This is a genomic window from Isoptericola sp. F-RaC21 (assembly GCF_038593535.1).
GTDB lineage: Bacteria > Actinomycetota > Actinomycetes > Actinomycetales > Cellulomonadaceae > Isoptericola.
In genome coordinates, this window is record NZ_JBCFYX010000003.1 from 810,878 (window position 1) to 837,116 (window position 26,239).

The window sequence follows — 26,239 nt, forward strand, 5'->3', positions numbered from 1 at the left end:
GATGGTCTCCCCCCTGAACGTCTCCGCGCCAGCGGTCCTCGCTGCCGAGGAGACCGAGCAGAACATCCTCCTGCCGCACCCCCCGGACATCATCTGGTCGCTGGTCATCGTGGTCATCGTCGGGATCGTGTTCTACAAGTACGTCCTGCCGAAGTTCCAGGCCGTGCTCGACGAGCGCACCGCGAAGATCGAGGGCGGCATCGCCAAGGCGGAGAAGGCGCAGGAAGAGGCCGCCGAGGCGCTGAAGGAGTACCACCAGCAGCTCGCCGAGGCCCGCGCCGACGCCGCGAAGACCCGCGAGGAGGCGCGTGCCGAGGGCACGGCCATCGTCGCGGAGCTGCGCAGCAAGGCGCAGGACGAGGCCTCCCGGATCGTCGAGACGGCGCACCGCCAGATCGAGGCCGAGCGCCAGACGGCGGCCGTCTCCCTGCGCGCCGAGGTCGGCACGCTGGCCACGGAGCTCGCGTCGAAGATCGTCGGCGAGTCCCTGGAGGACTCCGCGCGTCAGTCGCGCGTCGTCGACCGCTTCCTCGACGAGCTCGAGGCTGCGGGTGACGAGTCGCGCTCGGCGCAGACCGCGTCGGCCGGCAGCTCGGCCGGCAAGGAGGGCTGATGCGGGGCACCAGCGGAGCTTCCCTCGCCGCGGCGCAGGAGCGGTTCGAGCCGGTCCTGCGGTCCGCCGGGGCCGACGGGCAGACGCTCGGCGAGCAGCTGTTCGCCGTCGTCGCCGCCCTGGACGCCTCCGGGCCGCTGCGTCGGTCGCTCGCCGACCCGTCGCGGGACCCGGAGGACCGGGCGGCCCTGGCCGGCCGCGTGCTGGCCGGCGGCTTCGACGAGCGGGTCGTGGACCTGGTCACGGGGCTGGCGCGGTCGCGCTGGTCCGGCGACGCGGACCTCGCCGACGCCGTCGAGCGCCTCGGGCTGGACGCCGTGCTGGCGTCGGCCGAGTCGCGGGGCGCCCTCGAGACCGTCGAGGACGAGCTGTTCCGGCTGACCCGGGCGCTCGTCGGTCAGCGCGAGGCGCGCCAGGTGCTCTCGGACGGTGCGACCGACCCCGAGCGCCGGGCCCAGCTCGTCGACGCCCTGCTCACCGGCAAGGTGGACGGCGTCACGCAGGCGCTCGCCCGCCGGGCCACGACGCACCTCCGCGGCCGCCGCTTCGTGGCGACGCTGCTGTGGTACGGGGAGATCGCCGCCGAGCGGCGCCGTCGCCTCGTGGCCACGGTCACCAGCGGCGCCGTCCTCAGCCAGTCCCAGCAGGACCGGCTCGCCGGGCTGCTCGAGCGCGCCTACGGGCGCGCGGTGCAGCTCAACGTCACGGTCGACCCGGCCGTGATCGGTGGCCTGCGCATCCAGGTCGGCGCGGACGTCGTCGACTCCACCGTGCTGTCCCGCCTGGCCGACGCCCGTCGCCGGCTGGCCGGCTGAACCCCTAGGCCCAGCGCCGGCCCCTGGTCGGCTACGCAGAACGTGAGGCCGCGCGAGTCGCGGCCACGACAGGAGAGAGCAATGGCTGAGCTGACGATCCGGCCGGAGGAGATCCGGGCCGCTCTGGACAGCTTCGTGAAGTCGTACGAGCCCGAGGGCGCGGTCAGCGAGGAGGTCGGCCGCGTCACCGTCGCCGCCGACGGCATCGCCTACGTCGAGGGCCTCCCCGGCGCGATGGCGAACGAGCTGCTGCGCTTCGAGGACGGCACGCTCGGCCTCGCCCTGAACCTGGACGTCCGGGAGATCGGCGTCGTCGTCCTCGGCGAGTTCACGGGCATCGAGGAGGGGCAGGAGGTCCGCCGCACCGGCGAGGTCCTGTCCGTCCCCGTGGGCGAGGGCTACCTCGGCCGCGTGGTCGACCCGCTGGGCAACCCGATCGACGGTCTGGGCGACATCGAGAGCGAGGGCCGCCGCGCCCTCGAGCTCCAGGCGCCCGGCGTCATGCAGCGCAAGTCCGTGCACGAGCCGCTGCAGACCGGCATGAAGGCGATCGACTCGATGATCCCGATCGGTCGCGGTCAGCGCCAGCTGATCATCGGCGACCGCCAGACCGGCAAGACGGCGATCGCGATCGACACGATCATCAACCAGAAGGCCAACTGGGAGTCGGGCGACCCGAACAAGCAGGTCCGCTGCATCTACGTCGCCGTCGGCCAGAAGGGCTCGACGATCGCCTCCGTGCGCGGCGCCCTCGAGGAGGCCGGCGCGCTGGAGTACACGACGATCGTCGCGGCCCCGGCCTCCGACCCGGCGGGCTTCAAGTACATCGCCCCGTACACCGGCTCGGCCATCGGCCAGCACTGGATGTACCAGGGCAAGCACGTGCTGGTCATCTTCGACGACCTGTCGAAGCAGGCCGAGGCCTACCGTGCCGTGTCGCTGCTGCTGCGCCGCCCGCCGGGCCGCGAGGCGTACCCCGGCGACGTCTTCTACCTGCACTCCCGGCTGCTCGAGCGCTGCGCCAAGCTCTCGGACGACCTGGGCGCGGGCTCGATGACCGGCCTGCCGATCATCGAGACCAAGGCGAACGACGTCTCGGCGTACATCCCGACCAACGTCATCTCGATCACCGACGGCCAGATCTTCCTGCAGTCGGACCTCTTCAACGCCGACCAGCGCCCGGCCGTCGACGTCGGCATCTCCGTCTCCCGAGTCGGCGGTGACGCGCAGATCAAGGCGATGAAGAAGGTCTCCGGCACGCTGAAGCTCGAGCTGGCGCAGTACCGCTCGCTGGAGGCGTTCGCGATGTTCGCGTCCGACCTCGACGCGGCGTCGCGGGGCCAGCTGGCGCGCGGTGCGGTGCTGATGGAGCTGCTCAAGCAGCCGCAGTACACGCCGTACCCGGTCGAGGACCAGGTCGCGTCCGTGTGGGCCGGCACCAAGGGCAAGCTGGACGACGTCCCCGTCGAGGACGTCAAGCGGTTCGAGTCCGAGATGCTCGACCACCTGCGCCGGAACACCTCGGTGCTCTCCACGATCGCGGAGACCGGCAAGCTCGAGCAGGACACCGAGGACGCGCTGGCCGCGGCCGTCGAGGACGTGCGCAACGGCTTCCTCAAGGCCGACGGCACCCCGCTCGTCGGCGGTGACGCCGAGGACGAGGCCGCGGACGTCGAGCAGGAGCAGCTCGTCGTGCAGAAGAAGGCCTGAGCATGGCCGGTGGAGCCCAGCGCATCTACAAGCAGCGGATCAAGTCGACGCAGTCGCTGAAGAAGATGTTCCGCGCGCAGGAGCTGATCGCGGCCTCCCGCATCGGCAAGGCGCGGGCGCGCACCGCCGCGGCGGCGCCGTACGAGCGGGCCATCACCCGCGCGGTGTCCGCCGTGGCGACGCACACGTCGACCAAGCACCCGCTGACGAGCGAGCGGCACGACACCGACCGCGTCGCGGTCCTCGTGATCGCGTCGGACCGCGGCATGGCCGGCGCCTACTCGGCGTCGATCATCCGCGAGGCCGAGCGTCTGGTCGCCCAGCTGAAGGCCGAGGGCAAGCAGGTCGACCTCTACGCGACCGGCCGCCGTGCCGTCTCGTACTACAGCTACCGCGGGCGCCAGCTCGCGGGGGAGTGGTCGTACGGCTCGGACAGCCCGGACTCGGACGTCGCCGGCGAGATCGCCCAGACGCTGCTCGGGGCGTTCCTCGCCCCCGCGGCCGAGGGCGGCGTGGGCGAGCTGCACGTCGTGTACACGCAGTTCGTCAACATGGTCACGCAGCGACCGCGCGTCGTGCGGATGCTCCCGCTCGAGGTCGTCGAGGGCGTGGCCGTGCCCGGCGAGCACGAGGCGTTCCCGCTGTACGACTTCGAGCCGTCGCCGGAGAGCGTCCTCGACGCGCTCCTGCCGCGGTACGTGCGCAGCCGGATCTTCAGCTTCATGCTCGACGCAGCGGCGTCCGAGCTGGCCGCGCGCCAGCGGGCGATGCACACGGCGACGGACAACGCCGAGGACCTGATCCGCACCTACACGCGCCTGGCGAACCAGGCCCGCCAGGCGGACATCACCCAGGAGATCAGCGAGATCGTCTCGGGTGCCGACGCCCTCGCGGCATCATGACCCTGATGCCGCGGACGACCCTGACACCCGGAACGACCCCTTCGAAGCGAGGCAAGCAATGACCGCCACCACCGTGGAAGCCCCGGTCGAGCACCAGAGCGGACCCGGCGTGGGCCGTGTCGCGCGCGTGATCGGCCCCGTCGTCGACATCGAGTTCCCCGAGGACGCGATCCCCGACATCTACAACGCCCTGACGGTCGAGATCGACCTGTCGACGCAGGGCGAGGGGGAGAAGTCCTTCACCCTCATGCTCGAGGTCGCCCAGCACCTGGGTGACTCGCTGGTCCGCGCCATCGCGCTCAAGCCGACCGACGGTCTGGTGCGCGGCTCGGTCGTGACCGACACCGGCGCGCCGATCAGCGTGCCCGTCGGCGACGTGACCAAGGGCAAGGTCTTCAACGTGACCGGCGACGTGCTCAACGCCGAGCCGGGCGAGAAGATCGAGATCAACGAGCGGTGGTCCATCCACCGCAAGCCCCCGGCCTTCGACCAGCTCGAGTCGAAGACGCAGATGTTCGAGACCGGCATCAAGTCGATCGACCTCCTCACGCCGTACGTGCAGGGTGGCAAGATCGGCCTCTTCGGCGGTGCGGGCGTCGGCAAGACGGTCCTCATCCAGGAGATGATCCAGCGCGTCGCGCAGGACCACGGCGGTGTGTCGGTGTTCGCCGGCGTCGGCGAGCGCACCCGTGAGGGCAACGACCTCATCGCGGAGATGGAGGAGGCCGGCGTCTTCGACAAGACCGCCCTGGTCTTCGGCCAGATGGACGAGCCGCCGGGCACGCGTCTGCGCGTCGCCCTGTCCGCGCTGACGATGGCGGAGTACTTCCGCGACGTGCGCAAGCAGGACGTGCTGCTCTTCATCGACAACATCTTCCGGTTCACGCAGGCCGGTTCCGAGGTCTCCACGCTGCTCGGCCGCATGCCGTCCGCGGTGGGCTACCAGCCGAACCTGGCCGACGAGATGGGCGTCCTGCAGGAGCGCATCACGTCGACCCGCGGTCACTCGATCACCTCGCTGCAGGCGATCTACGTGCCGGCGGACGACTACACCGACCCGGCGCCGGCGACGACGTTCGCCCACCTGGACGCGACGACCGAGCTCTCGCGAGAGATCGCGTCGAAGGGTCTGTACCCGGCGATCGACCCGCTGACCTCGACGTCGCGCATCCTCGACCCGCGGTACGTGGGCCAGGAGCACTACGACGTGGCCACCCAGGTGAAGTCGATCCTGCAGCGCAACAAGGAGCTGCAGGACATCATCGCGATCCTCGGTGTGGACGAGCTCTCGGAGGAGGACAAGACGGTCGTCGCGCGTGCGCGCCGCATCCAGCAGTTCCTCTCGCAGAACACCTACATGGCGAAGAAGTTCACCGGCGTGGAGGGTTCCACCGTGCCGCTGAGCGAGACCATCGAGGCGTTCAAGAAGATCGCCGAGGGCGAGTTCGACCACATCGCCGAGCAGGCGTTCTACAACATCGGCGGCCTCGAGATGCTCGAGGAGAACTGGGCCCGGATCCAGAAGGAGTACGGGGCCTGACGGTCTCGTCCCGCCGCGTCGCCCCGCCGGGAGGCACCGCCTCCCGGCGGGGCGACGTGATCGCCTGAGGAACCCCGCACGATCGGAAAGAGGACATGGAGATGGCAGAGCTGAACGTGGACCTCGTCGCGGCCGACCGCAAGGTCTGGTCCGGCGCGGCGCGCGAGGTCAGCGCCCCGTCCGTCGACGGCCAGGTCGGCATCCTCGCCGGCCACGCCCCGCTCCTCGCGGTGCTGCGGCCGGGCACGGTCAAGGTGTCGACGGCCCACGAGACCGCGGTCGAGGCGCACGTCACCGGCGGGTTCGTCTCGGTCGACGGCAACCTGGTGACCATCGTCGTCGACGAGGTCACGGAGCTGTCCGGCCGCGAGCCGGCGCTGCGCTGAGGCAGGTGCCGGTGGCGTACGCAGTCTGGATCGCGATCGGGATCGTCGTCGCGCTCGGACTGGTGCTCGCCGCCGGTGCCTCCCGCCTGCGGACCCTCTCCCGGAGGGTCGGCTCCTTCCCCTGCCACGCCCGGCCCGCGGACGACCCGCAGGCCGCGTGGATGGTGGGGATCGCCCACTACGCGGTGGGCCGCATCGACTGGTGGCGCGGCTGGTCGCTCGCGCCGCGCCCCGCGCGGGTCTGGTTGCGCGACGGGCTCTCGATCACCGGCCGGGCCCCGCTCGACCAGGCCGGCCAGCCCGACCAGGTGCTGGTCCGCTGCCGATACGACGGCACCGACTTCGAGCTGCTGATGTCCTCCGGCGCGTACGCCGGGCTGGCGTCGTGGCTCGAGTCCGCGCCCCCGGGCCGCCGAGACCTGGTCCTGTAGGGTCCTGTGGCGCCGTCCGTGGCGCCCACCCCACAGCTCCTGCCACGAACGAAGAGGGGGACCGTGCGTCTCGTCGTCGCCCGCTGCTCGGCCCGGTACACCGGCCGGCTCACCGCCCACCTGCCGCTCGCCACGCGGCTCATCGTCGTCAAGGCCGACGGCAGCGTGCTGCTGCACTCCGACGGGGGCTCGTACAAGCCGCTCAACTGGATGAGCCCGCCCTGCTCGACGTCGGTCGGCGAGCCCGACGACGAGGCGCGCGAGCGTGGCGTCACCCAGGTCTGGACGGTGCAGCACCAGAAGTCGGACGACCGCCTGGAGATCGAGCTGCACGAGGTGGAGCACGACTCCGCCCATGACCTCGGCGTCGACCCGGGGCTGGTCAAGGACGGCGTCGAGGCCCACCTGCAGGAGCTGCTGGCCGCCCAGATCCACCGCCTCGGCGCGGGCCACACGCTGGTGCGCCGCGAGTACATGACGGCGATCGGCCCGGTCGACATCCTCGCCCGCGACGCCTCGGGCGCCACGGTCGCGGTGGAGCTCAAGCGCCGCGGCGACATCGACGGCGTCGAGCAGCTGACCCGCTACCTGGAGCTGCTCAACCGCGACCCGCTGCTGGCGCCGGTGCGCGGCGTCTTCGCCGCCCAGGAGATCAAGCCGCAGGCGCGCGTGCTCGCGACCGACCGGGGGATCGAGTGCCTGGTCCTCGACTACGACGCGATGCGCGGCGTGGACGACGTGGAGTCGCGCCTCTTCTGACCCCTCGATGGGTTTGTCAGGAGGGTTTCGCAATCCCGGTGGCGTGCGGCAGGATTGGCGCATGAGCGCTGCCCTCCCCACGGCCCCCGTCCCCGAGCCCGGCGCGCTGGTCGCGCTGCGTGGGCGCGTGGTGACGCCGCAGGACGACGTCGAGGACGGCGCCGTCGTCGTCGCCGACGGCCTCGTGCGCTGGGTGGGGCCCACGGCCGCGGCGGAGCACGCCGACCCGGACGTCGCCGCGGCGGTGGCGCGCGCCGCCGCCCCCGAGCCCGGCACCGCGCTGCTGCCCGGCCTCGTGGACCTGCACGACCACGGCGGCGGCGGGGTCGGCTTCCCGGACGCCACGACCACCGACGAGGCGCTGGTCGCCGTGCTCGAGCACCGGCGGCACGGCACGACGACGATGCTCGCCTCCCTCGTCACCGCCGACCGCGAGACGCTGCTCACCCGGGCGGCGATGCTGGCCGACCTCGCCGACGCCGGCGAGATCGCCGGGATCCACGCCGAGGGCCCGTTCCTGTCGCACGAGCGGCGCGGTGCGCAGAGCCCGGACGACCTCCTCCCGGGCGACACCGGCCTGGTCCGGGACCTCGTCGACGCGGCACGGGGGCACCTGCGCACGATGACCGTGGCTCCGGAGGTCGACGGCGTCGTCGGGCCCGGGGGCGTGGCCGAGGCGCTCGTCGGGGCCGGCGTCGTGCCGTCCCTCGGGCACACCGACGCGACGACGGAGCAGGCGGAGGTGCTCGTCGCGCAGGTGGCCGCTGCGCTGGCCGGGGCGGCCGAGGCCGGCGAGGCGCCCGCCCGCGAGATGACCGCCACGCACCTCTTCAACGGCATGCGCCCCCTCCACCACCGCTCGCCCGGGCCGGTCGCGGCCTGTCTCGCGGCCGCGGCCCGCGGCGCGCTGGTCGTCGAGCTGGTGGCCGACGGCGTGCACCTGGCGCCGGCCACCGTGCGCACCGTCGTCGAGACGGTCGGGGCCGACCGGGTGGCGCTCGTCACCGACGCGATGGCCGCCGCCGGCATGGCCGACGGCTCCTACGAGCTGGGCCCGATGGCCGTGACGGTGCGCGACGGCGTCGCCCGCCTCACCGACACCGACGACCCGGAGGGCGGCGCGATCGCGGGCGGCACGGCGCACCTGCTCGACGTCGTGCGCGAGACGGTCGCCGCCGGCGTCCCGCTCGTCGACGCGGTGCGCTCCGCGTCGTGGGTGCCCGCGCGCGTGCTTGGACTCACCGACGTGGGCGGGCTCGTCGTCGGGCGCCGCGCGGACCTCGTCGTCACCGACGGCGACCTGCGCGTGCGGCGCGTGCTGCGCGGCGGCGTGGACGTCGTCCGGGTCTGACCGCCGCGGCGAGGCGGGTCAGGACGCCGTCACGGCCCATTCCGCGCCCGGCCCGTCCTCGCGGACCACGGCGACGCCGCCGGGCGGCACGACGATCCCCGCCGCCGTGGACGTGCCGGTGACGAGGTCGACCCCCGGTCCGGTGACGCGCAGCGGCCGGTCGCCGTGGTGGAGCAGGAACAGGTACGTGCCGCCGGCGGCCCGTCGTCGGACGGCCTCCATGCCGGTGCCGAGGCCGCCGGGCAGCACGGGGCGCACGTCGTGCGCGGCGAGCAGGTCGGCGACGAACCGGTCGAGCGAGTGCTGCACGAGCCGCGTCGAGAGGTATGTCGCGGTCCCCGACCCGCTGGCGCGGCGGGTGATCGCCGGGAGCCCGGCGAGGTCCCCGTCGGCGTAGGTGGCGAGGGGGTCGGCGCCGGTCAGGTGCACGCGCTCGGTCCACTGGTCGACGACGGACCCGTCGCTCAGCCGCAGTCGCTCGTCGTCGGCCAGCGGCCGCAGCTCGTCGACGCGGATGCCGAGGAGGTCGCGCAGGCGGCCCGGGTAGCCGCCGGTCACCACGCGTTCGTGCTCGTCGGCGACGCCGGTGAACCGGGAGACGACCAGGTGGCCGCCGTCGGCGACGTAGCGGGTGAGCCACTCCACCGTCGCGTCGTCCATGGCGAGCTGGCTCGGCACGAACAGCACGCGGTGCCGGGAGAGGTCGCCGCCGGGCGCCACGAAGTCGACGGCCACGCCGGCGCGCCACAGGGCGCGGTGCGTCGCCCGGACCTCGGTGGCGTAGTCGAGGCCGTCGTGGGGGAGGTGCGGGGTCTCGAGCGACCACCAGCCGTGCGCGTCCCACAGCACGGCGACGTCGGCCTCGACGACGGGCCCCTCGGCCGGCGGCTCGACCACCTCGGCGATCCGGTCCAGCAGCTCGCCGAGGGCGACGACGCCGTCGAACTGCCGGCTGTCGGGACCGGCGTGCGGCACCATGCCGCTGTGCCAGGTCTCGGCCCCGCCCGCGGAAGCGCGCCACTGGAAGAACAGCGCGCCCTGCGAGCCGCGGGCTACGTAGCCGAGGGAGCTGCGGATCATCCGGTCCGGTTCCTTGAACGCGAGCCGCGACCCCTCGCGGATCCCGCTGGCGCTCTGCTCCATGAGCAACCACGGGCCGCCCGCCCAGGAGCGGGTGAGGTCGGCGCCGTAGGCCACGTGAGCCTCGCCGTCCGGGCCGGGCGTGTCGAGGTAGTGGTCGACGGAGACGAGGTCGAGCTCGTCGCGCCACACCCACTGGTCGAGGTGGTTCCACGTGGGGAGCATGAAGTTCGTCGTCACGGGCGCGGTGGAGCCGGCCGCCCGGATCTGCTCCTTCTGCTCCGTGAACGCCGCCAGCATCTCGTCCGAGCAGAACCGCCGGAACGCGACGACGTGCGCCGGGTTGGGCAGGTACTGCGTGACCCGCGGCGGGGTGATGTCCGCCCAGTCGTCGTACCGCTGGGACCAGAACGCGGTGGTCCAGGCGTCGTTGAGCGCGTCGAGGGTGCCGTACCGGTCGTGCAGCCAGCGCTGGAAGGCGGCCTCGGCGTGCGGCCCGTGGTCGACCGTCCCGTACTCGTTGTGCACGTGCCAGCCGCGCAGCCGGGGGTGACGGCCGTAGCGCTCGGCGAGGAACCGGGCGACGCGCCGCGCGGCCGCGCGGTAGGCGGGGGCGCTGATCGCGTACGTGTCGCGCGAGCCGTGCGTCAGCCGCGTCCCGTCGGGCCGGACCGGCATCGCGTCCGGGTGCGCACGGGTGAACCACGGCGGCGGGGACGCGGTCGGGGTCGCGAGGAAGAAGCCGATGCCCGCGTCGTCGAGCGTCGCCACCACGTCGTCGAGCCAGCCCGCGTCGTACTCGCCCTCGCGCGGCTCGAGGAGCGCCCAGGAGAACACCCCGATCGTCACGGTGTTCACGCCCGCCCGGCGCATGAGCTCCATGTCCTCGGCCCACACCTCCCGGGGCCACTGCTCGGGGTTGTAGTCCCCGCCGTAGAGCAACGCGGTCATCCCTTGAGTCCTCCGCTGATGAGATCGAGGCGCCAGTAGCGCTGCAGGAACAGGATCATCGCGACGAGCGGCACGATGGCCACGGCGGCGCCGACGATCGCGAGGCTGTAGAGGGACGGCGTTCCCGAGCCCTTCGACAGCAGGGTGTAGAGGCCGACGGTGAGCGGGTACTTCGACTCGTCCGACAGCATGATGAACGGCAGGAGGAAGTTGTTCCAGATGCCCACGAACTGCAGCAGGAAGACGGTCACCATGCCGGGCACCATCATCGGGAGGGCGATGGAGGTGAAGACCCGGGCGTCGTGGGCGCCGTCGATCCGGGCGGCCTCGATCGTGTCCGACGGCACCGCGGACGCGGCGAAGACCCGCGCCAGGAAGATGCCGAACGGCGAGATCAGGCAGGGCAGCAGCACCGACCAGTAGCTTCCGGCCAGGCCGATCTTGGCCATGAGCAGGTACTGCGGCACGGCCAGGACGATGCCGGGCAGGAGCACGCCGCCGAGGATGGCGTAGAACGCGACCTGGCGGCCGGGGAAGTCGTACTTCGCCAGGGCGTAGCCCGCCATCGTCGAGACGAGGGTGCTGGCCAGGGCGCCCACCCCGGCGAAGACCAGGCTGTTCAGCGCCCATCGCAGGTACTGTCCGTCGCCGTACGCGAAGAGGTCCTGCAGGTTCTCCCAGAGCCCCGTGCCGGGCAGGAACGTGAAGCTCGTGAAGAGCTCGGAGCTGGTCTTCGTCGAGGCGACGACGACCCAGGCGACGGGGACCAGGCAGTACAGGGCCCCGAGGATCAGCGCGACCGTCGGGACGACGCGCCCGCGGGTGCGCGGGGCCGTCCGGGTCGGGACGGCCCGAGACGCGGTGGTGGTGGTCATCAGCTCTCTCCGAACGATCGCTTCTGGGTCACCCGGAGCAGGACGACGGACACGACGAGCGTGCCCAGCGCCAGGACGACCGACGAGGCGGCAGCGAGGGACAGGTCGTCCCGGGTGAACGCGTCGCGGTAGATCGTCATGAGCGGCACCCAGGTCTGGGAGATGGCGCTCGTCATCGGCCGCAGCGTGGTGGGCTCGCCGTACACCTGCAGCGTGCCGATGAGGGCGAACAGCCCGGTGAGGACCAGCGCGGGGCCGACGAGCGGGACCTTGATCCGATAGGCGATGTCCCACTCGCCGGCCCCGTCGAGCCGCGCGGCCTCGTAGATCTCGGCGGGGATCCCGCGCAGGGACGTGAACAGGATGATCATGTTGAAGCCGACGCCGCTCCAGATCGCGATGTTCGCGACGGCAGGGAACAGCATCGGGCCCTCGAGCACCTCGATCCCGCTGAGCCCGACCCGCTCGAGGATCCAGTTCAGCGGGCTCGTGGACGGCAGGTAGAGGAACCCCCACAGCAGCGTGGCGACGACCCCGGGCACGGCGTACGGCACGAAGATCGCCGTGCGCGAGAACCGCGTGCCGCGCACGCGCGGCAGGTCGAGCAGCAGCGCGAACGTGAGGGCGAGCCCGAGCGTGACGGGCACGGCGATGATCCCGTAGACGAACAGGCGGCCGAAGCCCGCCAGGAACTCGGGGTCGGTGAGCCCCGCGGCGTAGTTGTCGAGCCCCACCCACGTCTCGCGGATGATGCCGAACGGGCCTCCGCCCGGCGTGACCCGCATGCCGCGCACGCTGAGGAACACGGCGTAGCACATCGGGATCGCCAGGAAGGCGAGGAACAGGACGGCCGCGGGGAGCAGGAACAGCAGCGGTGCGGCCAGCCGCCGCCGGCTGCGGCGGTACGGCTGGGGTGCGGCGTCGGGCCGCGGGGCCGTGGCGGCGCCCGCGGGGTCGTGGCTCTGCGTGTCGGCGACAGCGCTCATGGTGGTGCACTCCTCGGAGGCGCGGCGTGGCGGTCGCCACGCCGGGGGTCAGGACCGGGCGACGTCGAAGCCGGTGGTCTCCATGTCGTCGACCACCACAGCCTCGGTCTCGGTGAGGGCGTCCCGCAGCGGTGTGCCCTGGGTGACGGCCTTCGACATCGCGTCCTGGAACGCGCTGGAGGCGACGTTGACGTTGGGACCCCAGCTGATCTCGGGGATCGTGGTCCGGGTGATCTCGGCGGCGATCTTCCAGTAGTCCTTCTGCTCCGGCATCAGCAGCGGCGGGTCGCTGTGCAGGGTCAGCTCCTGGCCTGCCAACGAGGCCGGGTACTGGCCCTGCTCGATCTGCGCGGCGGCGGCCTCGTCGGCGGTGCCCATCCACCGGGCGAACTCGGCGGCCTCCTTCGGGTGCTCGCTGGAGGTCGTCACGACGAGCGCCGAGCCCCCCTGGAACCCGACCGCCGGGTCGCCCTCCGTCCACTGGGGGAGGGGTGCCATGGCCCAGTCCCCGGCGGTGTCCTCGGCCACGCCGTACAGGACCCCGGCAGCCCACAGCCCGGTGGGCCAGGAGAGCACGTCGCCCTGGTTGACCTTCGCGTTCCACTCGGGGGTGAGCAGCGGCTCGGCCAGGACGAGGTCGCGGTGAATGAGGTCCTGCCAGTAGTCGGCGACGGCGACCGAGGCGTCGTCGTCGAAGTCGACGGTCCAGCGCGCGTCGTCCACCTGCCACCACTGCGCGCCTGCCTGCTGCGCGTAGCCGGCGAACCCGCCGAACTCGGCCGGCGCGAACGTCGTGAGGTAGGCGTCGGGGTCCGCCTCGCGGACCTTCTGCGCGGCGTCGGCGAACTCGTCCCACGTCGTCGGGACGTCGATGCCCAGCTCGTCGAGGCGGGCCTTGTTGTAGGTGAGCGCCTGGGGCCCGGCGTCCTGGGGCACGCCGTACGTCGCGCCCTCGAACGAGACCTGGTTCCACACGCCGGGGGCGTACTCGTCGTCGAGCCCTTCCGTGTACTGCGTGATGTCCGCGACGACGCCCGCGACCATCATCGCCGGCAGGGTGTTGTACTCGACCAGTGCGACGTCGGGGGCGTTGTCCGCCCGGGTGGCGGTCACGAGCTTCGCGGACGAGTCCGTGCCGCCGCCGGCGTCGGTGTGGCGCACCTGGATGTCCGGGTGCGTCGCGTTCCAGGCGTCGATCATCGGCTTCTGCGCCGTGCCCCACCCCCAGTAGTCGAGCACCACGGGGCCGTCGTCCGCCGTGGGGGCGGCAGGGTCGTCCGACGAGCAGGCGCAGAGCCCGACCGCCAGGACGGTGGTGGCGGCCGCGAGGGGCCACGCCTTGCGCATCCGCGTCTCCTTCGACAGGGGTGAGGACCTTCATTCGGTCGAAACGCTTCGACAGCGAAGCCTGGTCAGAATGCGTGCTCCAACCGATATCTGTCAAATGTCTGGGCCGCCGGATCCGGCCCGGGCGCTGCTGGGGCGCGTCACCGCTGCTGCATGAACGGCCCCACGTCGATCGCACCGGTGCCGACGGCGTACGGCCCGGCCACGACGCCGACGAAGCCGTCCGCGTGCGTCGTGGACAGATGGGCGACGTCCACGGTCACGACCGGTGTGGTCTCGTCGCGGGCCGACCACGACACCTCCGCGGTGCGGCCGTGCACGCGGACACGCACCTGCCCCGGCCCCGCGACCGGGCAGCGGGCCGCCTCCTCGCGCCGGCCGTGCACGCACCGCGTGACCACGAGATCGTGGCCGCCCTCCGGTCCGGTCGACCGGGATGCCAGGCCCGCCGTCAACCACTGCCGGCCGGACTGCCGCAGCGCCAGGCCCACCTCCTCGACGCCGTCGGCGGGCGCGACGGGCACGTCGAGCGTGACGGTGGAGGACGGTGCGAGCAGGCGTCGGCCGACGAACGCGGGGAGCGGGTCGTCGAGCGGCCGGCCGGCGGTGAGCCGGAGGGCAGCCGTCGTCCCGGCACTGTCGACGGCGGGCTCGGCGATCTCGGCCGGGAGGCGGCGGACGGCGATCCAGGGTTCGTCCGCACCTCGCGTCGGCGGACCCTGCGTCCCGTGGCCGTCGGGCCGGGCGGGCCCGCCCGGCTCGGGCACCAGGGTGCCCTCTCCAGGGGCGAGGACGGGGCTGTCGTCCACCCAGACCACGGGGGTCAGGAACGTCTCGCGCCCGAGGAGGTCGACGCCGTCGACCAGACGGGACGCCAGGACGAGCGCCCACCACGAGCCGTCGGACGCCTCGACGAGGTCGGCGTGGCCGACGTTGACGACGCAGGCGTCCGGGCCCAGGTGGCGGTGGGTGAGCACGGGGTTTCTCGCGGTGACCTCGAAGACCTCCGTCGGGCCGGCGCTGCGCCCTGCCACGACCGCGTGGTCCCGTCCCGTCCCGCCCTCGGCCGCGACGAGGTGCATCGACGACCCGTTCCGGTACAGGTGCGGCCCCTCGGTCCAGATCGCCCCGATGACCGCGCTCTCGAACACGACCGTCTCGGGCCCGGTCAGCCGGAGGGTGACGGGGTCGACCTCCCGCACCCAGATCTCGCCCTGCGCGTGCCATCGGGGTTCGAGGGCCTGACGCGCGCCGTGCGCCCAGATCCTGCCGTCCTCGAGGAACAGCGAGGTGTCGCCCCCCGTCGAGTCGTGCCACCACACCGGTGCCGACCACGGCCCGGCGGGGTCGACGGCGGTGACCACGAAGTTCCCGCTCGCCCCCTCCGGGTCGCCGACGAACTTGCACGCCACGAGGAACCGCTCGCCGTCGTGCCGGATGGTCGGCGCGTAGAGCCCGTCCGAGTCGGCGATGCGGGCGTAGTCCAGCTGGTCGGTGATGACGTGTCCGACCAGCTCCCACGACACGAGGTCGCGCGAGCGGTGGACCGGGATGCCGGGCAGATACTCGAAGGTCGAGGTGACGAGGTAGAACCAGGCGTCCTCGCCGTCGCCGACGCGGCACACCGACGGGTCGGGGTGGAAGCCGGGCAGCACGGGGTTGGTCGCGTCGGCCCACGCCTCCGGCTGCGTCACGTGCGAGCGGGTCGCGGTCACGGGGTCACGGGTCCGTCCGGGGTGTCGAACGTCGTCATCGGCGTCGCTCCAATCTGCGCGGGCGGGCTCCGCCGCCCGCCACTGACCAGCGCCTGAGCCGGCCACCAAGCCGTCGAAGCGCTTCGACTCACAGTACGGTGGGCGGGCCGGGGCACGCAACGACGCGGTCGGTCGCTGTCGCCACCGTCGTCACCGGTCGAACGACAGCGAGGCGAGGCGGGCCCCCGCCGGCAGGCTGACCCGCAGGTCGGTGGGGCCGGACGATGGCGCGAGCTCCGCGGTTCGCACCGCCCAGCGGTAGCGACCGCCGTCGGCGTGCGGCGGCACGGGCACGAGGGCCTGCGGCCGCCACGTCGCGCCGTCGCGGGTCTCGACGAGGACGTCCCCGCGGACGGGGCCCGTGGTGGCGAGCTCGAGCGTGATCGTGCGCGCCCCCGCGAGGTCGAGCCCCGCGTACTCGGCGCGGCCTCGCCGGTGTCCCGGCGCGACCTCGAGGACGGCGCCAGCCTCCGGGGTCCGGTCGCCGAGCACCAGCGCCTCGGTGGCCGACGTGGCCACGGCCAGGAGCCGGGCGCCCGCGGCCCGGCGCGGCGACGGGGTGTCGCCGGTGACGGCGAGCCCCGCACGCAGCGGCAGGTCGCCGCTCGACGGCCCGGCCGCGATCACGTACTCCCCGGGCTGCACCCGCAGCGCGCCGGCGTGCACCCAGTCGTCGGGGGCGTCCGAGACCTGCGCGGCGACGTCCCACACCGCGAGCCGCGCGACGTCGAACGACAGCTCGACCTCCGCCGCCTCGCCGGGGGCGAGCGACACGCGTCGGAACGCGAGCAGGAGCCGCCGCGGGGCCGGGATCGGCAGGTCCGACCCGAGCGCGTACACCTGCACGAGCTCCTCGACCGGGCGCGTGCCCGTGTTCCGGACGGTGACCCGCGCGGCGACGGCGCCGGGCGCTCCGGGTACGGGCGCGCCCAGCGCGGGGTGCGCGTGCGTGGGTGGCGGCGCCGTGACCGTGGGCCGGTCGACGACCAGGCGCTCGTAGGCCACCGTCGTGTAGCTCAGGCCGTGCCCGAAGGCGAACCCCGCGTCGCCGGCCGCGTACCGGTACGTGGCGCCATGCGCGGCCTGGTCGTAGTCGAGGAGCTCACCGGGCTGGTCCTCGTCGGCCGGCCAGGACTGGGCGAGGCGGCCGGACGGCTCGACGTCGCCGGACAGGACGTCGACCAGCCCGTGGCCGAGCTCCTGCCCGCCGTGGCTCGACCAGACGACGGCGTCCGCGTCGGCCGTCTCGGGGCCGAGGACGTAGGGGTAGCTCGACGTCACGACGAGCGCGGCGCGGTCGCAGGCCTCGCGCGCGGTGCGCCACAGCTCCGTCGTCGTGACGGGCAGGCACAGGTGCGGGCGGTCCTCCGTCTCGCGCCCCGCGACGTGCGGGTCGTTGCCGGCCACGACGAGCACGACGTCCGCCGAGCCGGCCGCCGCGGCCGCGTCGGCGAGCCCGGACCGGACGGTGCGCCACGCGAAGCGCTCGGCGTCCTCGGGTCGCTGCGCCTCGGCCACCAGCGTCGCCGTGCCGTGCTGCACGCGCACCCACCTCCCGCTGCCCAGGTGCTGCAGCGACCACGTGCCGTCCGCGTGGTGGTGGCGCCGGAACGTCTCCTGCGCCACCCAGCCGCCCACCCGGTCCGCGTCGGCGCGCAGCATCCATCCGGCCCCGGTGAGCAGCCGCCCGCTGGCGGCCGAGCGCAGCGTGAGCACGCCCTCGCCCCAGTCGGTCACCTCGAACCACGCGCGGTCGTCCCCGCGAGCAGCCGTCGCGGCCACGATCGCGCCGTCGGGAGAGGCGGACACGTAGGCACCGGTCGACAGCGCGCGGAGGACCACGGTGTCCGCGCCGGTCACGGCGTCGATACGCGCGTCCGGGTAGCGCTCCGCGAGCGCCGAGGCGAGGCCGACGGCGTAGGGCGGCGTGCCGGAGTACCAGTCGGTGAGCACGCGGTCGGCCAGCGCGCCCAGGACGGCGACGCGGTGCGGGGGCGCGAGGGGGAGTAGCCCGTCGTTCGCGAGGAGGACGACCGAGCGGGCCGAGGCCTCGCGCGCGAGGGCGCGGTGCTCCGGCAGGTCGATCGCGTCCGGCCCGATGGCGCCGTACGGGTCGGCGTCGCCGTCGAGCTCGCCGGTGCGGACCCGCAGCTCGAGCAGGCGCTGGACGGCGCGGTCGACGTCGTCGTCCGTGAGCAGCCCCTGCTCCAGCGCGGCCCTCAACCGCTCGGTGGTGGGGCCGGCGTCCGCGTCGTTGTCGGTGAACGAGTCGACACCGGCGCGCAGCGCGGCCGCGTGCGAGGTGACGTGGTCGGCGAAGTACCGCTCGCCGACCACGAGGTTCGTGGGCGCACCGGCGTCGGAGACGACGGCCACGGAGCCCGGTGCCCAGCTCCGCAGCTCGTCGAGCAGCTCGCGGGCCACGTGGTTGGGCCGCCCGTTGACGAGGTTGTAGGACGGCATCACGGCACCCGCCGCGCCGGACTCGATCGCGGCCCGGTAGGCCGGCAGCTCCAGCTCGTGCAGCGTGCACAGGGACAGCGACGAGCTCGTCACGGCGCGGTCGGTCTCGTTGCCGTACGCGAGGAAGTGCTTGAGCGTGGGGACCGTCTTCCAGACGCGCGGGTGGCTGCCGCGCAGCCCGCGGCTGAACGCGGTGCCGAGCAGCCCGGTCAGGTGCGGGTCCTCGGAGTACCCCTCCTCGGTGCGGCCCCACGCCGGGTGGCGCAGCGGGTTCACGACCGGTGCCCAGACGTTGAGGCTCACCGTCGGGTCGGCCGCGTGCTTCGCCCGGACCTCGGTCGCGACGGCGTCGCCCACGCGGCGCAGCAGATCGGCGTCCCAGGTGGCGGCCAGGCCGACGGGTTGCGGGAACACCGTGGCGGTGCCGAGCCAGGACACGCCGTGCAGGCCCTCGGTGCCGGTGCGGAAGGCCGCCAGGCCGAGGCGGTCGACGGCGGGCGCGGCCTGGTGCAGCATCGCCAGCCGCTCGTCGCGGGTGAGCCGCGACAGCAGGTCCGCGGCGCGCTCGCTCGCCGGCCGGCGAGGGTCGCGGAAGGCGGGGACGGCGGCGTCGGCGCGCTCGGTGGCGGGGGGCGTGCGGGGCGCGGCCACGGGCGGGTGCTGCGGGCTCACGGGGCTCCTCTCGTCGTCGGGAACGAGCCGTCCGCCGTCGTCCGGCGGTTCCGCACGGGTTCGAAACGGTTCGACATCGATCGCTCGAGTGGCGGCGCTCTGCGGGGTGACGATACGTCATCGAGGTCGGGCGTCAACAGGCCCGGCCGCGCCCACAACGCCCGGCGCGGACTGGGATCACCGCCGGATATCGATCCGCGGTCGGGTATTGCCAGACCTTCGTGACATGGATACGCTCCCACGTCGAAGCGCTTCGACTACGGGGTGCGCCACCCCACCGCGGCACGTGGACGTGCCCGGTGTCCACGAAGGAGTGACATCGCATGAAGACGCAGTCGTCCGGGTCAGGGATCGCGGCAACCAGGCTCAACCGACGGTCGTTCCTCGGTCTCGCGGGCCTCGGGGTCGCGGCCGTCGGGGTGCCGTCGCTGCTCACGTCGTGCAGCAGCGGGGCCCCGGCGTCCGTCACCGGCGGCGGGGGGACCGTCAGCACCGGCGTCCTGCCCACCTACACGGCCGTGGAGTACGTGAAGCCCGACTTCCCGAGCGTCAACGGCTCCACCGCGGGCTTCGCGAAGATTCCCGACACGCTGGTGCAGGCGTTCTCCAGCCCGCCCGGGTCCGGCGGCACGTACACGGCGATGACGCCGCTGTGGGGCACGATCCCGCCGAGCAAGGGCAACCAGTACTACGAGGCCGTCAACAAGGCGATGGGCACCTCGATCAAGTTCCAGATCTCCGACGGGAACACCTACGGCGACAAGCTCGCCGCGGTCCTCGCGTCCGAGAAGGACGTGCCCGACTGGGTGACCATCCCGTCGTGGAACATCCCGCCGAAGTTCGGCCAGGCGGTCGAGGCGCTCTTCGAGGACCTGGGCCCGTACCTGTCCGGGGACAAGGTCAGCAAGTACAAGAACCTGGCGAACATCCCCACCGACCTGTGGCGTCTGTGCGTCTTCAACGACAAGCTCTACGGCCTGCCGTTCCCCGCGGAGCTCCAGACCAACGCGATCTACTACCGCAAGGACATCCTCGACGACCTCGGCATCGACGCGCAGCCGAAGAGCGCCGACGAGCTCCTGGACCTGGCCAAGGAGATCACGGCCCCCGCCAAGAAGCAGTGGGCCGCGGAGGACCTGTGGACCGGCGCGACCTACATGTTCGCGGTCCCGCCGAAGTGGAAGCTGGACGGCGACAAGCTGCTCAACCGTGTCGAGACGGACGAGTACCGGGCGGCGCTCGAGTGGCTGACCAAGCTCTACGCCGCCGGCGTCGTCCACCCCGACGCCGTCGCGGACAAGGTGGAGGACTCCAAGCAGCGCTTCGAGGCCGGGCAGACCCTCATCTGCAACGACGGCGTCGGGGCGTGGGCCGAGGCGCTCGGCCGCCAGCTCGCCAGCAACCCCGACTTCCAGCAGCAGCCGTTCGCCCCCATCGCGGCCGACGGCGGGACGCCGCGGCTCTTCAAGGCCGACCCGACGGGCATGTACTCGTTCCTGAAGAAGAACGAGGACAAGGCCAAGATCGAGGAGATGCTCGCGGTCGCGGACTTCCTCGCCGCGCCGTTCGGCACCCAGGAGTTCCAGCTGATCAACAACGGGGTCGAGGGCGTGCACTTCACCCTCGACAAGGACAACCTGCCCGTCCCCACCGACCTGGCGGCCACGGAGGTGCAGCCCACCTACATCTTCCTGGACTCCCCGGCCGTCGTGCAGTCCCGCGTGCAGTACCCCGGCTTCGTCGAGGCGTACTGCACCTGGATGGCGGACGCCGCCCAGTACGTCGAGGAGCCGCTGTTCTTCGGCATGCAGATCACGGAGCCCTCGCAGTTCTCGGGCATCGCCACGCCGTTCGACGACCTGCAGAAGGACATCGTCCGCGGTCGCAAGACGATGGCCGACCTGGACAAGGCCATCGAGACCTGGAAGTCCTCGGGCGGCGACGAGCTGCGTGACTTCTACCAGGGGATCCTGGACGAGCAGTGAGCAGCGACACCGCACCCTCCGTCGCGCAGGACGACGAGGTCGTCACCCGCTCGGCGGGCGCCACCGCGCCCGCCGAGCGGGTGCGGCCGGCCGCCCCGCCCCGCCGCAAGGTCTCCTGGCGCACCCGTTTCGCGCGGGACCGGTCGCTGATCATCATGACGCTGCCGGCGATCGCTCTGCTGGCCGTCTTCGCGTACGTGCCGCTGGCGGGCAACGTCATCGCCTGGCAGGACTACTCGCCGTACGTCGGGATCAGCGGCAGCCCGTTCGTGGGCTGGTGGAACTTCCAGCGGCTGTTCGCCGACGCCGCCTTCTGGCACGCCGTCGGCAACACGCTGCTGATCACCGGGTTCCAGCTGGTGTTCTTCTTCCCGATCCCGATCATCATGGCGCTGCTGCTGAACAGCGTCATGACGCCGCGCATCCGGACCGCGATCCAGTCGGTCGTGTACCTGCCGCACTTCTTCTCCTGGGTGATCGTCGTGACGGTCTTCCAGCAGATGTTCGGCGGCGCCGGGTTCCTCGCGCAGCGGCTCGCGGACCACGGGTACTCCGGGTTCGACCTCATGACGAACCCGGACTCGTTCCTGCTGCTCGTCACCTCCCAGGCGATCTGGAAGGACGCGGGCTGGGGGATGATCATCTTCCTCGCGGCGCTGTCGACCGTCGACCCGGCGCTCTACGAGGCGTCCGTGATGGACGGCGCGAGCAAGTGGCGGCGGATGTGGCACGTCACGCTGCCCGCCCTGCGCCCGACCATCATCCTGCTGCTCATCCTGCGCCTCGGCGACGCGCTGACGGTCGGTTTCGAGCAGCTGATCCTGCAGCGCGGCGCCGTCGGCGCCGACGCGGCCGAGGTGCTGGACACGTTCGTCTACTACCAGGGCGTGGTGAACGGGGACTGGTCGTTCGCGGCCGCCGCGGGCCTGGTGAAGGGCGTCGTGGCCGTGATCCTCGTGCTCGTGGCGAACAAGGTCGCGCATCTGTTCGGTGAGGCGGGGGTGTACCAGAAGGCATGACGACGACGAGACGTACGACGAGCGACCCGACGGCGGGGGCGAGCATGACCGAGGCGAGCACGAGTCCGGGCGCGGCCGCGCCCCGCCGGCGGTGGCGGTCCAAGCACCGCCCCGTGTGGGAGGAGGCGCCGGGCCCGGCGGGGTTCACCGTCAAGGTGGTCGTCCTGGCCGCCATCTGCCTGGCGGTGCTGTTCCCGCTGTACTCCATCGTGCTGACCAGCGTGTCCAGCCAGGACGACATCACCCGTGCCGGCGGCCTGGTGACCGTGCCCGGCAACCTCACGCTGGCCGCGTACCACCAGATCCTGTCGGGCGGCATCGTCACCCGGGCCGCGCTGGTGTCGATCGGGATCACCGCGGTGGGCACCGTGATCTCCACGCTGGTGTCGCTGCTGGCGGCCTACGGCCTGAGCCGGCCGGGGTCGTTCGGGCACCGCCCGCTGCTGTTCACGCTGCTGCTGACGATGTTCTTCACCGCGGGCATGATCCCGACGTACCTGCTGGTCTCGGCCCTTGGCCTGATCAACTCGTACTGGGCGCTCATCCTGCCGACGGCGGTGTCCGCGTTCAACGTGCTCATCCTGCGCGCGTTCTTCATGGGCATCGACCCGGCGATCACGGACGCCGCGCGGATCGACGGGGCGGGCGACTGGCGCGTGCTGTTCCGCATCGTGGCGCCGATGTCGAAGGCGGCGATCGCCGTCGTCGCCCTGTTCTACGGCGTCGGGTACTGGAACGCGTTCTTCAACGCGATGCTCTACATCAACGACAACGCCAAGTGGCCGCTGCAGCTCGTCCTGCAGTCCTACGTGCTGCAGGGCGTGACGCTGCCGGGCTCCGGCACCGGCCAGGTGGACGTCGCGACCGGCGCCGTCACCGGGCTGCCGGTGAAGATGGCGGTCATGGTGCTCGCGATCATCCCGATCCTGCTGGTGTACCCGCTGGTTCAGCGGCACTTCACCAAGGGCGTCATCTTCGGGGCGATCAAGGGCTGACCGCCACGGAGCGGCCGGCTCAGGCCCCGCGGGCGGCGGTGCTGGCCCGCGGGGTGAGCTCGGGGGCGATCAGCCGGGTCTCGGCCGGCCGGTCGCCCTCGAGCCGTGCCATCACCATGTCGACCGCGACGCCGCCGATGTGCTCGCCGGGGATGTCGATGCTGGTCAGCGGGATCCGCTGGGCGAGCGCGACGTCGGTCGGGCAGATCGCGACGACGGCGACCTCGGCGGGCACGTCGTGCCCGCGCTCGGCCAGGCGGGCGAGCACGTGGGGGAGCGCCCGCTCGTTGTGCACCACCAGCCCGGTGGTCCCGGGTGCCGCGTCGAGCACCGCGTCCACGGCGGCGCGAGCACCGTCGGGCGTGGGGACGCAGTGGACGACGTCGTGGCGCAGCCCCTGGTCGGCGCACGCCTGACGGAACCCGCGCACCACCCGGTCGGCGTACGACGTGTGCCGGTCCATCACCTCCGGGGGCGAGCCGATCAGCGCCACCTCCCGGTGGCCGTCCTGGGCGAGCCGCCCGGCACCCAGCCGGCCCGCCGCCTCGAAGTCGAGGTCGACGCAGCTGAGCCCGGCCGGGTCGTGCGGGAGCCCGATGAGCACCGTGGGCTGGCGCAGCGACCGCAGCACCGGCAGGCGGGGGTCGTCGGCCTCCACGTCCATGACGATGATCGCGTCGACCATCGACCCCGCGGCCACCCGCTCGAGACCGCCGGAGTCGTCCTGGGTGAGGAGCAGCACGTCGTGGTCGACGTCGCGCGCCCGGGTCACCACCCCGGTGACGAACTGCATGACGACCGAGACGTCCACCCCCGAGCGCAGGGGAGCCATCAGGCCGATGACGTTGGTGCGGCTCGACGCGAGCGCGCGCGCCCCGGCGTGCGGGCGGTAGCCCAGCGTGGCGATCGCCTGCTCCACGCGGCGGCGGGTGGGCGCCGAGATGGACCGCTTGCCGGAGAGCACGTAGGAGACGGTCGACGCCGAGACTCCCGCCGCCTTCGCGACGTCCTCGATGGTGGCCACGGCTAGCTCCTGGGGGCGTGAGGGACGGCGGTGCCCGCGACCGGGAGGTCACGCGGCACGTGGAGGATCACGGTAGCGCCCGCGGGCACCTTCACCGGGCTCCCGTGGGCTCCCGCTGCGTCCGGGGCGCCGTGGTGGACGACGACGTCGAGCGCCCGGTCGAGCGGCGCGCGGAGCCGGACGCGGTCGAGGACGCCGTCGCGCCAGACGAGGTCCACCTCCGCGCCGCCCCGGGCCCGCAGCCCGGTGACCTCGCCGTCGGGCCAGGCGCCGGGCAGGGCGGGCAGGAGGTCGAGCCGCACCCGCCCGTCCGCCCGGCGGTGCGACTGCAGCAGCATCTCGGCGACCCCGGCCGTGAGGCCCAGGTTCCCGTCGATCTGGAACGGCGGGTGCGCGCTGAACAGGTTCGGGTACAGGCCGCCGCGCTGCCGGGCGCCCGCGTCGTCGGCGGGGCGCAGCGACAGCAGCACCTGGTCGTGGGCGCGGTCGCCCGCGCCGAGGCGCGCCCACAGCGCGATCCGCCAGGCGAGCGACCAGCCCGTGGACTCGCGGCCCCGCAGCTCCAGGCTGCGGGCGGCGGCGCGCGCCAGGTCCGGGGTGGTCGTCGGGTCGAGGTCGCCGAGCGGGTAGAGCCCCACCAGGTGCGACAGATGCCGGTGCTCCGGCTCCGCCTCCGGGACCTCCTCACCCCACTCCAGCAGCTCGCCACGCGATCCGGTCGCCGGGTCGGGCAGGGCGGCGACGACGGCCTCGAGACGGACGAGCCACGGCTCGTCGGCGTCGTCGAGCCCGAGCGTGCCGGCGGCCTCGCGGCAGCCCGCCGCGAGGGCGCGCAGCAGCGCCACGTCCATCGTGGCGCTCGTGGTGACGGCGGCGGGGGCGCCGTCCGGGGCGACGAACTGGTTCTCCGGCGACGTCGACGGGCTGGTCCAGGCGCGCGCGGGCCCGGTGCCCGCCCGGCCCGGCTCGGACTGCACCCAGTCGAGCGCGAACTCGGCCGCCCCCCGCAGCGCGGGCCACGCGGCGCGCAGCTCCGCGTCGTCGCCCGTGAACCGGTGGTGCTCCACGAGGTGCTGGGACAGCCACACGCCGCCGAGGGCCCACGCGGACCACTTGGCCTCGCCGCGGCCGTTCCCGACGGGGGCGGCGTGCCCCCACGCGTCCGAGTTGTGGTGCGCGACCCAGCCCGCGGCGCCGTACAGCTCGCGCGCGACGGCGGCGCCCAGGCCGGCGGCCGTCCGGCGGACGTAGCGCAGGAGGGGCTCCTGGCACTCGGCGAGGGCCGCGGTGCCGGCGGCCCAGTACGCCATCTGCAGGTTGATGTTCAGCGTGTACCCGCTGCTCCAGGGACCCGGCAGCCAGGGGTTCCACAGGCCCTGCAGCGTGGCGGGCAGGCCGCCGGGCCGGGAGGACGACAGCAGCAGGTAGCGGCCGTAGTGGAAGGCGAGCGCCGCGAGGCCCGGGTCGGGACGGTCGGCCGCGGCGGCGACCCGCCGGGGGGTGGGCAGGTCGGCCGCCCCGGTCGGCGCGGGGAGGTCGAGGTGCACGCGCCCGTACCGCCGCGCGTGCTCCGCGACGTGCGCGGCGTGCAGGCGCTCGCGGAGGGCGTCGGCGTCGTTCCCGCCGTCGCGCGAGGCGTCGCTGGGGGCGAGGGCGAGCTGGGCCGCGAGTCGCTCGGCGACCGGGCCGGCGGCGTCGCCGGGCGGGTCGGCGGTGGCGGTCGCGAGCAGCAGCACGTGGGTGCGCGCGGTCCCGGTGCGCAGCGCACCGTCGGCCGCCGCGGCCCCGGGGTCGGCCGGCGCGGCGACGGCCACGACGCCGGTGCGGCCGCGGTGGGTGTCGTAGCGCAGCTCCCCCTCGGGGTGGTGGCTCGGTGGCACGTCGACGGGCAGCTCGACGACGTGCACGAGGGCGGCGCCGGGCACGTCGCCGAGGTCGGGCCCCGCGGCGGACGCGCGCAGCAGGCTGTCGACCCGGATGGTGAGGCGCACCGGGCGCTCGGCGCGCACGGTGTGCACCAGGGCCCCGCCATGGGCGTCCGCCCACGTCTCCTGCACCACGCGTCCGGCGACGGGATGCTCCCACGCGTGCGTCGCGACGGCGGTGCGTAGGTCCAGCTCGCGCCGCACGTCGTGCTCGTCGTGCTTGTCGTGCTCGGCGGGCTCGGCGCGACCGGCGTCGGCCGCGCCGTGGGCCTCGACCGCGACGTCGACCTCCGCGAGCGGGAGATAGGCCTGCGCCCACGGGGTCTGCATCTCCGCGAGCAGGGCCTCGGCGCCCCGCACGTCGCCCGACGCGACGGCGGCGCGCACGCGCGCCAGGTGCTCGGGGCCGCGTGCGCGGGCCCCGGCGAGGGGATCCTCGGGCGGCCCGGACCAGGCGGTGCCGTCGTTGAGCCACAGGTGCTCGACGCCGGGGCGGCCGGCGGACATCGCGCCGCGGCGGCCGTTGCCCACCGGGTAGGCCTCGACCCATCGGGTCGCGCTGCGGTCCGTGTGCAGGACGTGCGTCGTCGCTGGAAGGTCGCCCATGGACAGGAGCGTACTGGGCGGCGAAACGCTTCGACAGCGAGTTTCGCCAC

The 26,239-nt window shown here is 73.4% G+C and carries 20 protein-coding genes; 12 read left to right on the forward strand and 8 right to left on the reverse strand.

Going from position 1 to position 26,239, the window contains the following annotated elements; translation table 11 throughout:
* Window position 1: 1 nt before the first annotated feature.
* The 9 genes from AAG589_RS14165 (at window position 2) to AAG589_RS14205 (ending at window position 8,507) form a co-directional block, all read left to right on the forward strand.
* Window positions 2-613, forward strand: a complete 612-nt coding sequence (locus AAG589_RS14165; protein WP_430568041.1) for a F0F1 ATP synthase subunit B — start codon at window positions 2-4, stop codon at window positions 611-613.
* A complete protein-coding gene (locus AAG589_RS14170; protein WP_430567878.1) occupies window positions 613-1,428 on the forward strand; it encodes a F0F1 ATP synthase subunit delta in 816 nt (271 codons plus the stop codon). Before AAG589_RS14165 ends, AAG589_RS14170 begins: the two co-directional genes overlap by 1 nt.
* Before the next feature lie 81 nt (window positions 1,429-1,509).
* Complete coding sequence (atpA, locus tag AAG589_RS14175; protein WP_430567879.1) at window positions 1,510-3,138, forward strand: F0F1 ATP synthase subunit alpha; 1,629 nt, start codon at window positions 1,510-1,512, stop codon at window positions 3,136-3,138.
* 2 nt (window positions 3,139-3,140) lie between these two features.
* Entirely contained in the window at window positions 3,141-4,040 is a 900-nt protein-coding gene (locus AAG589_RS14180) for a F0F1 ATP synthase subunit gamma (RefSeq protein WP_430567880.1), read from the forward strand.
* Between the two features lie 58 nt (window positions 4,041-4,098).
* Window positions 4,099-5,580: a F0F1 ATP synthase subunit beta gene (atpD, locus tag AAG589_RS14185; protein WP_430567881.1), complete on the forward strand. Its 1,482-nt coding sequence runs from the start codon at window positions 4,099-4,101 to the stop codon at window positions 5,578-5,580.
* Window positions 5,581-5,681: 101 nt separating this feature from the next.
* Window positions 5,682-5,966: a F0F1 ATP synthase subunit epsilon gene (locus AAG589_RS14190; protein ID WP_079569637.1), complete on the forward strand. Its 285-nt coding sequence runs from the start codon at window positions 5,682-5,684 to the stop codon at window positions 5,964-5,966.
* 11 nt (window positions 5,967-5,977) lie between these two features.
* The gene (locus AAG589_RS14195) at window positions 5,978-6,397 is read left to right on the forward strand and encodes a DUF2550 domain-containing protein (RefSeq protein ID WP_430567882.1); all 420 of its coding nucleotides are present in this window, start codon (window positions 5,978-5,980) and stop codon (window positions 6,395-6,397) included.
* Window positions 6,398-6,460: 63 nt separating this feature from the next.
* Window positions 6,461-7,156 carry an endonuclease NucS gene (gene nucS, locus AAG589_RS14200; protein ID WP_430567883.1) on the forward strand — a complete coding sequence of 232 codons (696 nt, stop codon included), beginning with the start codon at window positions 6,461-6,463 and terminating at the stop codon, window positions 7,154-7,156.
* A 61-nt stretch (window positions 7,157-7,217) separates the two neighbouring features.
* Window positions 7,218-8,507 (forward strand): N-acetylglucosamine-6-phosphate deacetylase, encoded by a 1,290-nt coding sequence (locus tag AAG589_RS14205; RefSeq protein ID WP_430567884.1) that lies wholly within the window; start codon window positions 7,218-7,220, stop codon window positions 8,505-8,507.
* A gap of 18 nt (window positions 8,508-8,525) precedes the next feature.
* Here the strand turns inward: AAG589_RS14205 and AAG589_RS14210 are convergent, their stop codons facing one another.
* The 6 genes from AAG589_RS14210 to AAG589_RS14235 all read right to left on the reverse strand — a co-directional run bounded on the left by AAG589_RS14210 (window position 8,526) and on the right by AAG589_RS14235 (window position 18,635).
* On the reverse strand, window positions 8,526-10,538 hold the full coding sequence (locus AAG589_RS14210; RefSeq protein WP_430567885.1) for a beta-galactosidase: 2,013 nt from the start codon (window positions 10,536-10,538) through the stop codon (window positions 8,526-8,528).
* Window positions 10,535-11,413: a carbohydrate ABC transporter permease gene (locus AAG589_RS14215; RefSeq protein ID WP_430567886.1), complete on the reverse strand. Its 879-nt coding sequence runs from the start codon at window positions 11,411-11,413 to the stop codon at window positions 10,535-10,537. Before AAG589_RS14215 ends, AAG589_RS14210 begins: the two co-directional genes overlap by 4 nt.
* On the reverse strand, window positions 11,413-12,399 hold the full coding sequence (locus tag AAG589_RS14220) for a carbohydrate ABC transporter permease (protein WP_430567887.1): 987 nt from the start codon (window positions 12,397-12,399) through the stop codon (window positions 11,413-11,415). Before AAG589_RS14220 ends, AAG589_RS14215 begins: the two co-directional genes overlap by 1 nt.
* 48 nt (window positions 12,400-12,447) lie before the next feature.
* Window positions 12,448-13,746, reverse strand: coding sequence for an ABC transporter substrate-binding protein (locus tag AAG589_RS14225; RefSeq protein ID WP_430567888.1), 1,299 nt, complete (start codon window positions 13,744-13,746; stop codon window positions 12,448-12,450).
* Window positions 13,747-13,886: 140 nt separating this feature from the next.
* Window positions 13,887-15,461 (reverse strand): glycoside hydrolase family 43 protein, encoded by a 1,575-nt coding sequence (locus AAG589_RS14230; protein ID WP_430567889.1) that lies wholly within the window; start codon window positions 15,459-15,461, stop codon window positions 13,887-13,889.
* A 189-nt stretch (window positions 15,462-15,650) separates the two neighbouring features.
* Complete coding sequence (locus tag AAG589_RS14235) at window positions 15,651-18,635, reverse strand: glycoside hydrolase family 3 C-terminal domain-containing protein (RefSeq protein ID WP_430567890.1); 2,985 nt, start codon at window positions 18,633-18,635, stop codon at window positions 15,651-15,653.
* A 323-nt stretch (window positions 18,636-18,958) separates the two neighbouring features.
* On the opposite strand from AAG589_RS14235, the gene AAG589_RS14240 reads away from it, so the two are divergent.
* From AAG589_RS14240 to AAG589_RS14250, 3 genes are read left to right on the forward strand one after another with little or no spacing between them, the layout of a single operon-like run.
* Window positions 18,959-20,620: an extracellular solute-binding protein gene (locus AAG589_RS14240; protein WP_430567891.1), complete on the forward strand. Its 1,662-nt coding sequence runs from the start codon at window positions 18,959-18,961 to the stop codon at window positions 20,618-20,620.
* Window positions 20,617-21,639, forward strand: a complete 1,023-nt coding sequence (locus AAG589_RS14245) for an ABC transporter permease (RefSeq protein WP_446719743.1) — start codon at window positions 20,617-20,619, stop codon at window positions 21,637-21,639. Before AAG589_RS14240 ends, AAG589_RS14245 begins: the two co-directional genes overlap by 4 nt.
* Window positions 21,640-21,683: 44 nt before the next feature.
* Window positions 21,684-22,634 carry a carbohydrate ABC transporter permease gene (locus AAG589_RS14250; RefSeq protein ID WP_430568043.1) on the forward strand — a complete coding sequence of 317 codons (951 nt, stop codon included), beginning with the start codon at window positions 21,684-21,686 and terminating at the stop codon, window positions 22,632-22,634.
* A 19-nt stretch (window positions 22,635-22,653) separates the two neighbouring features.
* Here AAG589_RS14250 and AAG589_RS14255 read toward each other — a convergent pair whose 3' ends face one another.
* On the reverse strand, window positions 22,654-23,658 hold the full coding sequence (locus AAG589_RS14255) for a LacI family DNA-binding transcriptional regulator (protein WP_430567892.1): 1,005 nt from the start codon (window positions 23,656-23,658) through the stop codon (window positions 22,654-22,656).
* A 2-nt stretch (window positions 23,659-23,660) separates the two neighbouring features.
* Window positions 23,661-26,189 carry a glycosyl hydrolase family 95 catalytic domain-containing protein gene (locus AAG589_RS14260; RefSeq protein ID WP_430567893.1) on the reverse strand — a complete coding sequence of 843 codons (2,529 nt, stop codon included), beginning with the start codon at window positions 26,187-26,189 and terminating at the stop codon, window positions 23,661-23,663.
* Between the last annotated feature and the right edge of the window lie 50 nt (window positions 26,190-26,239).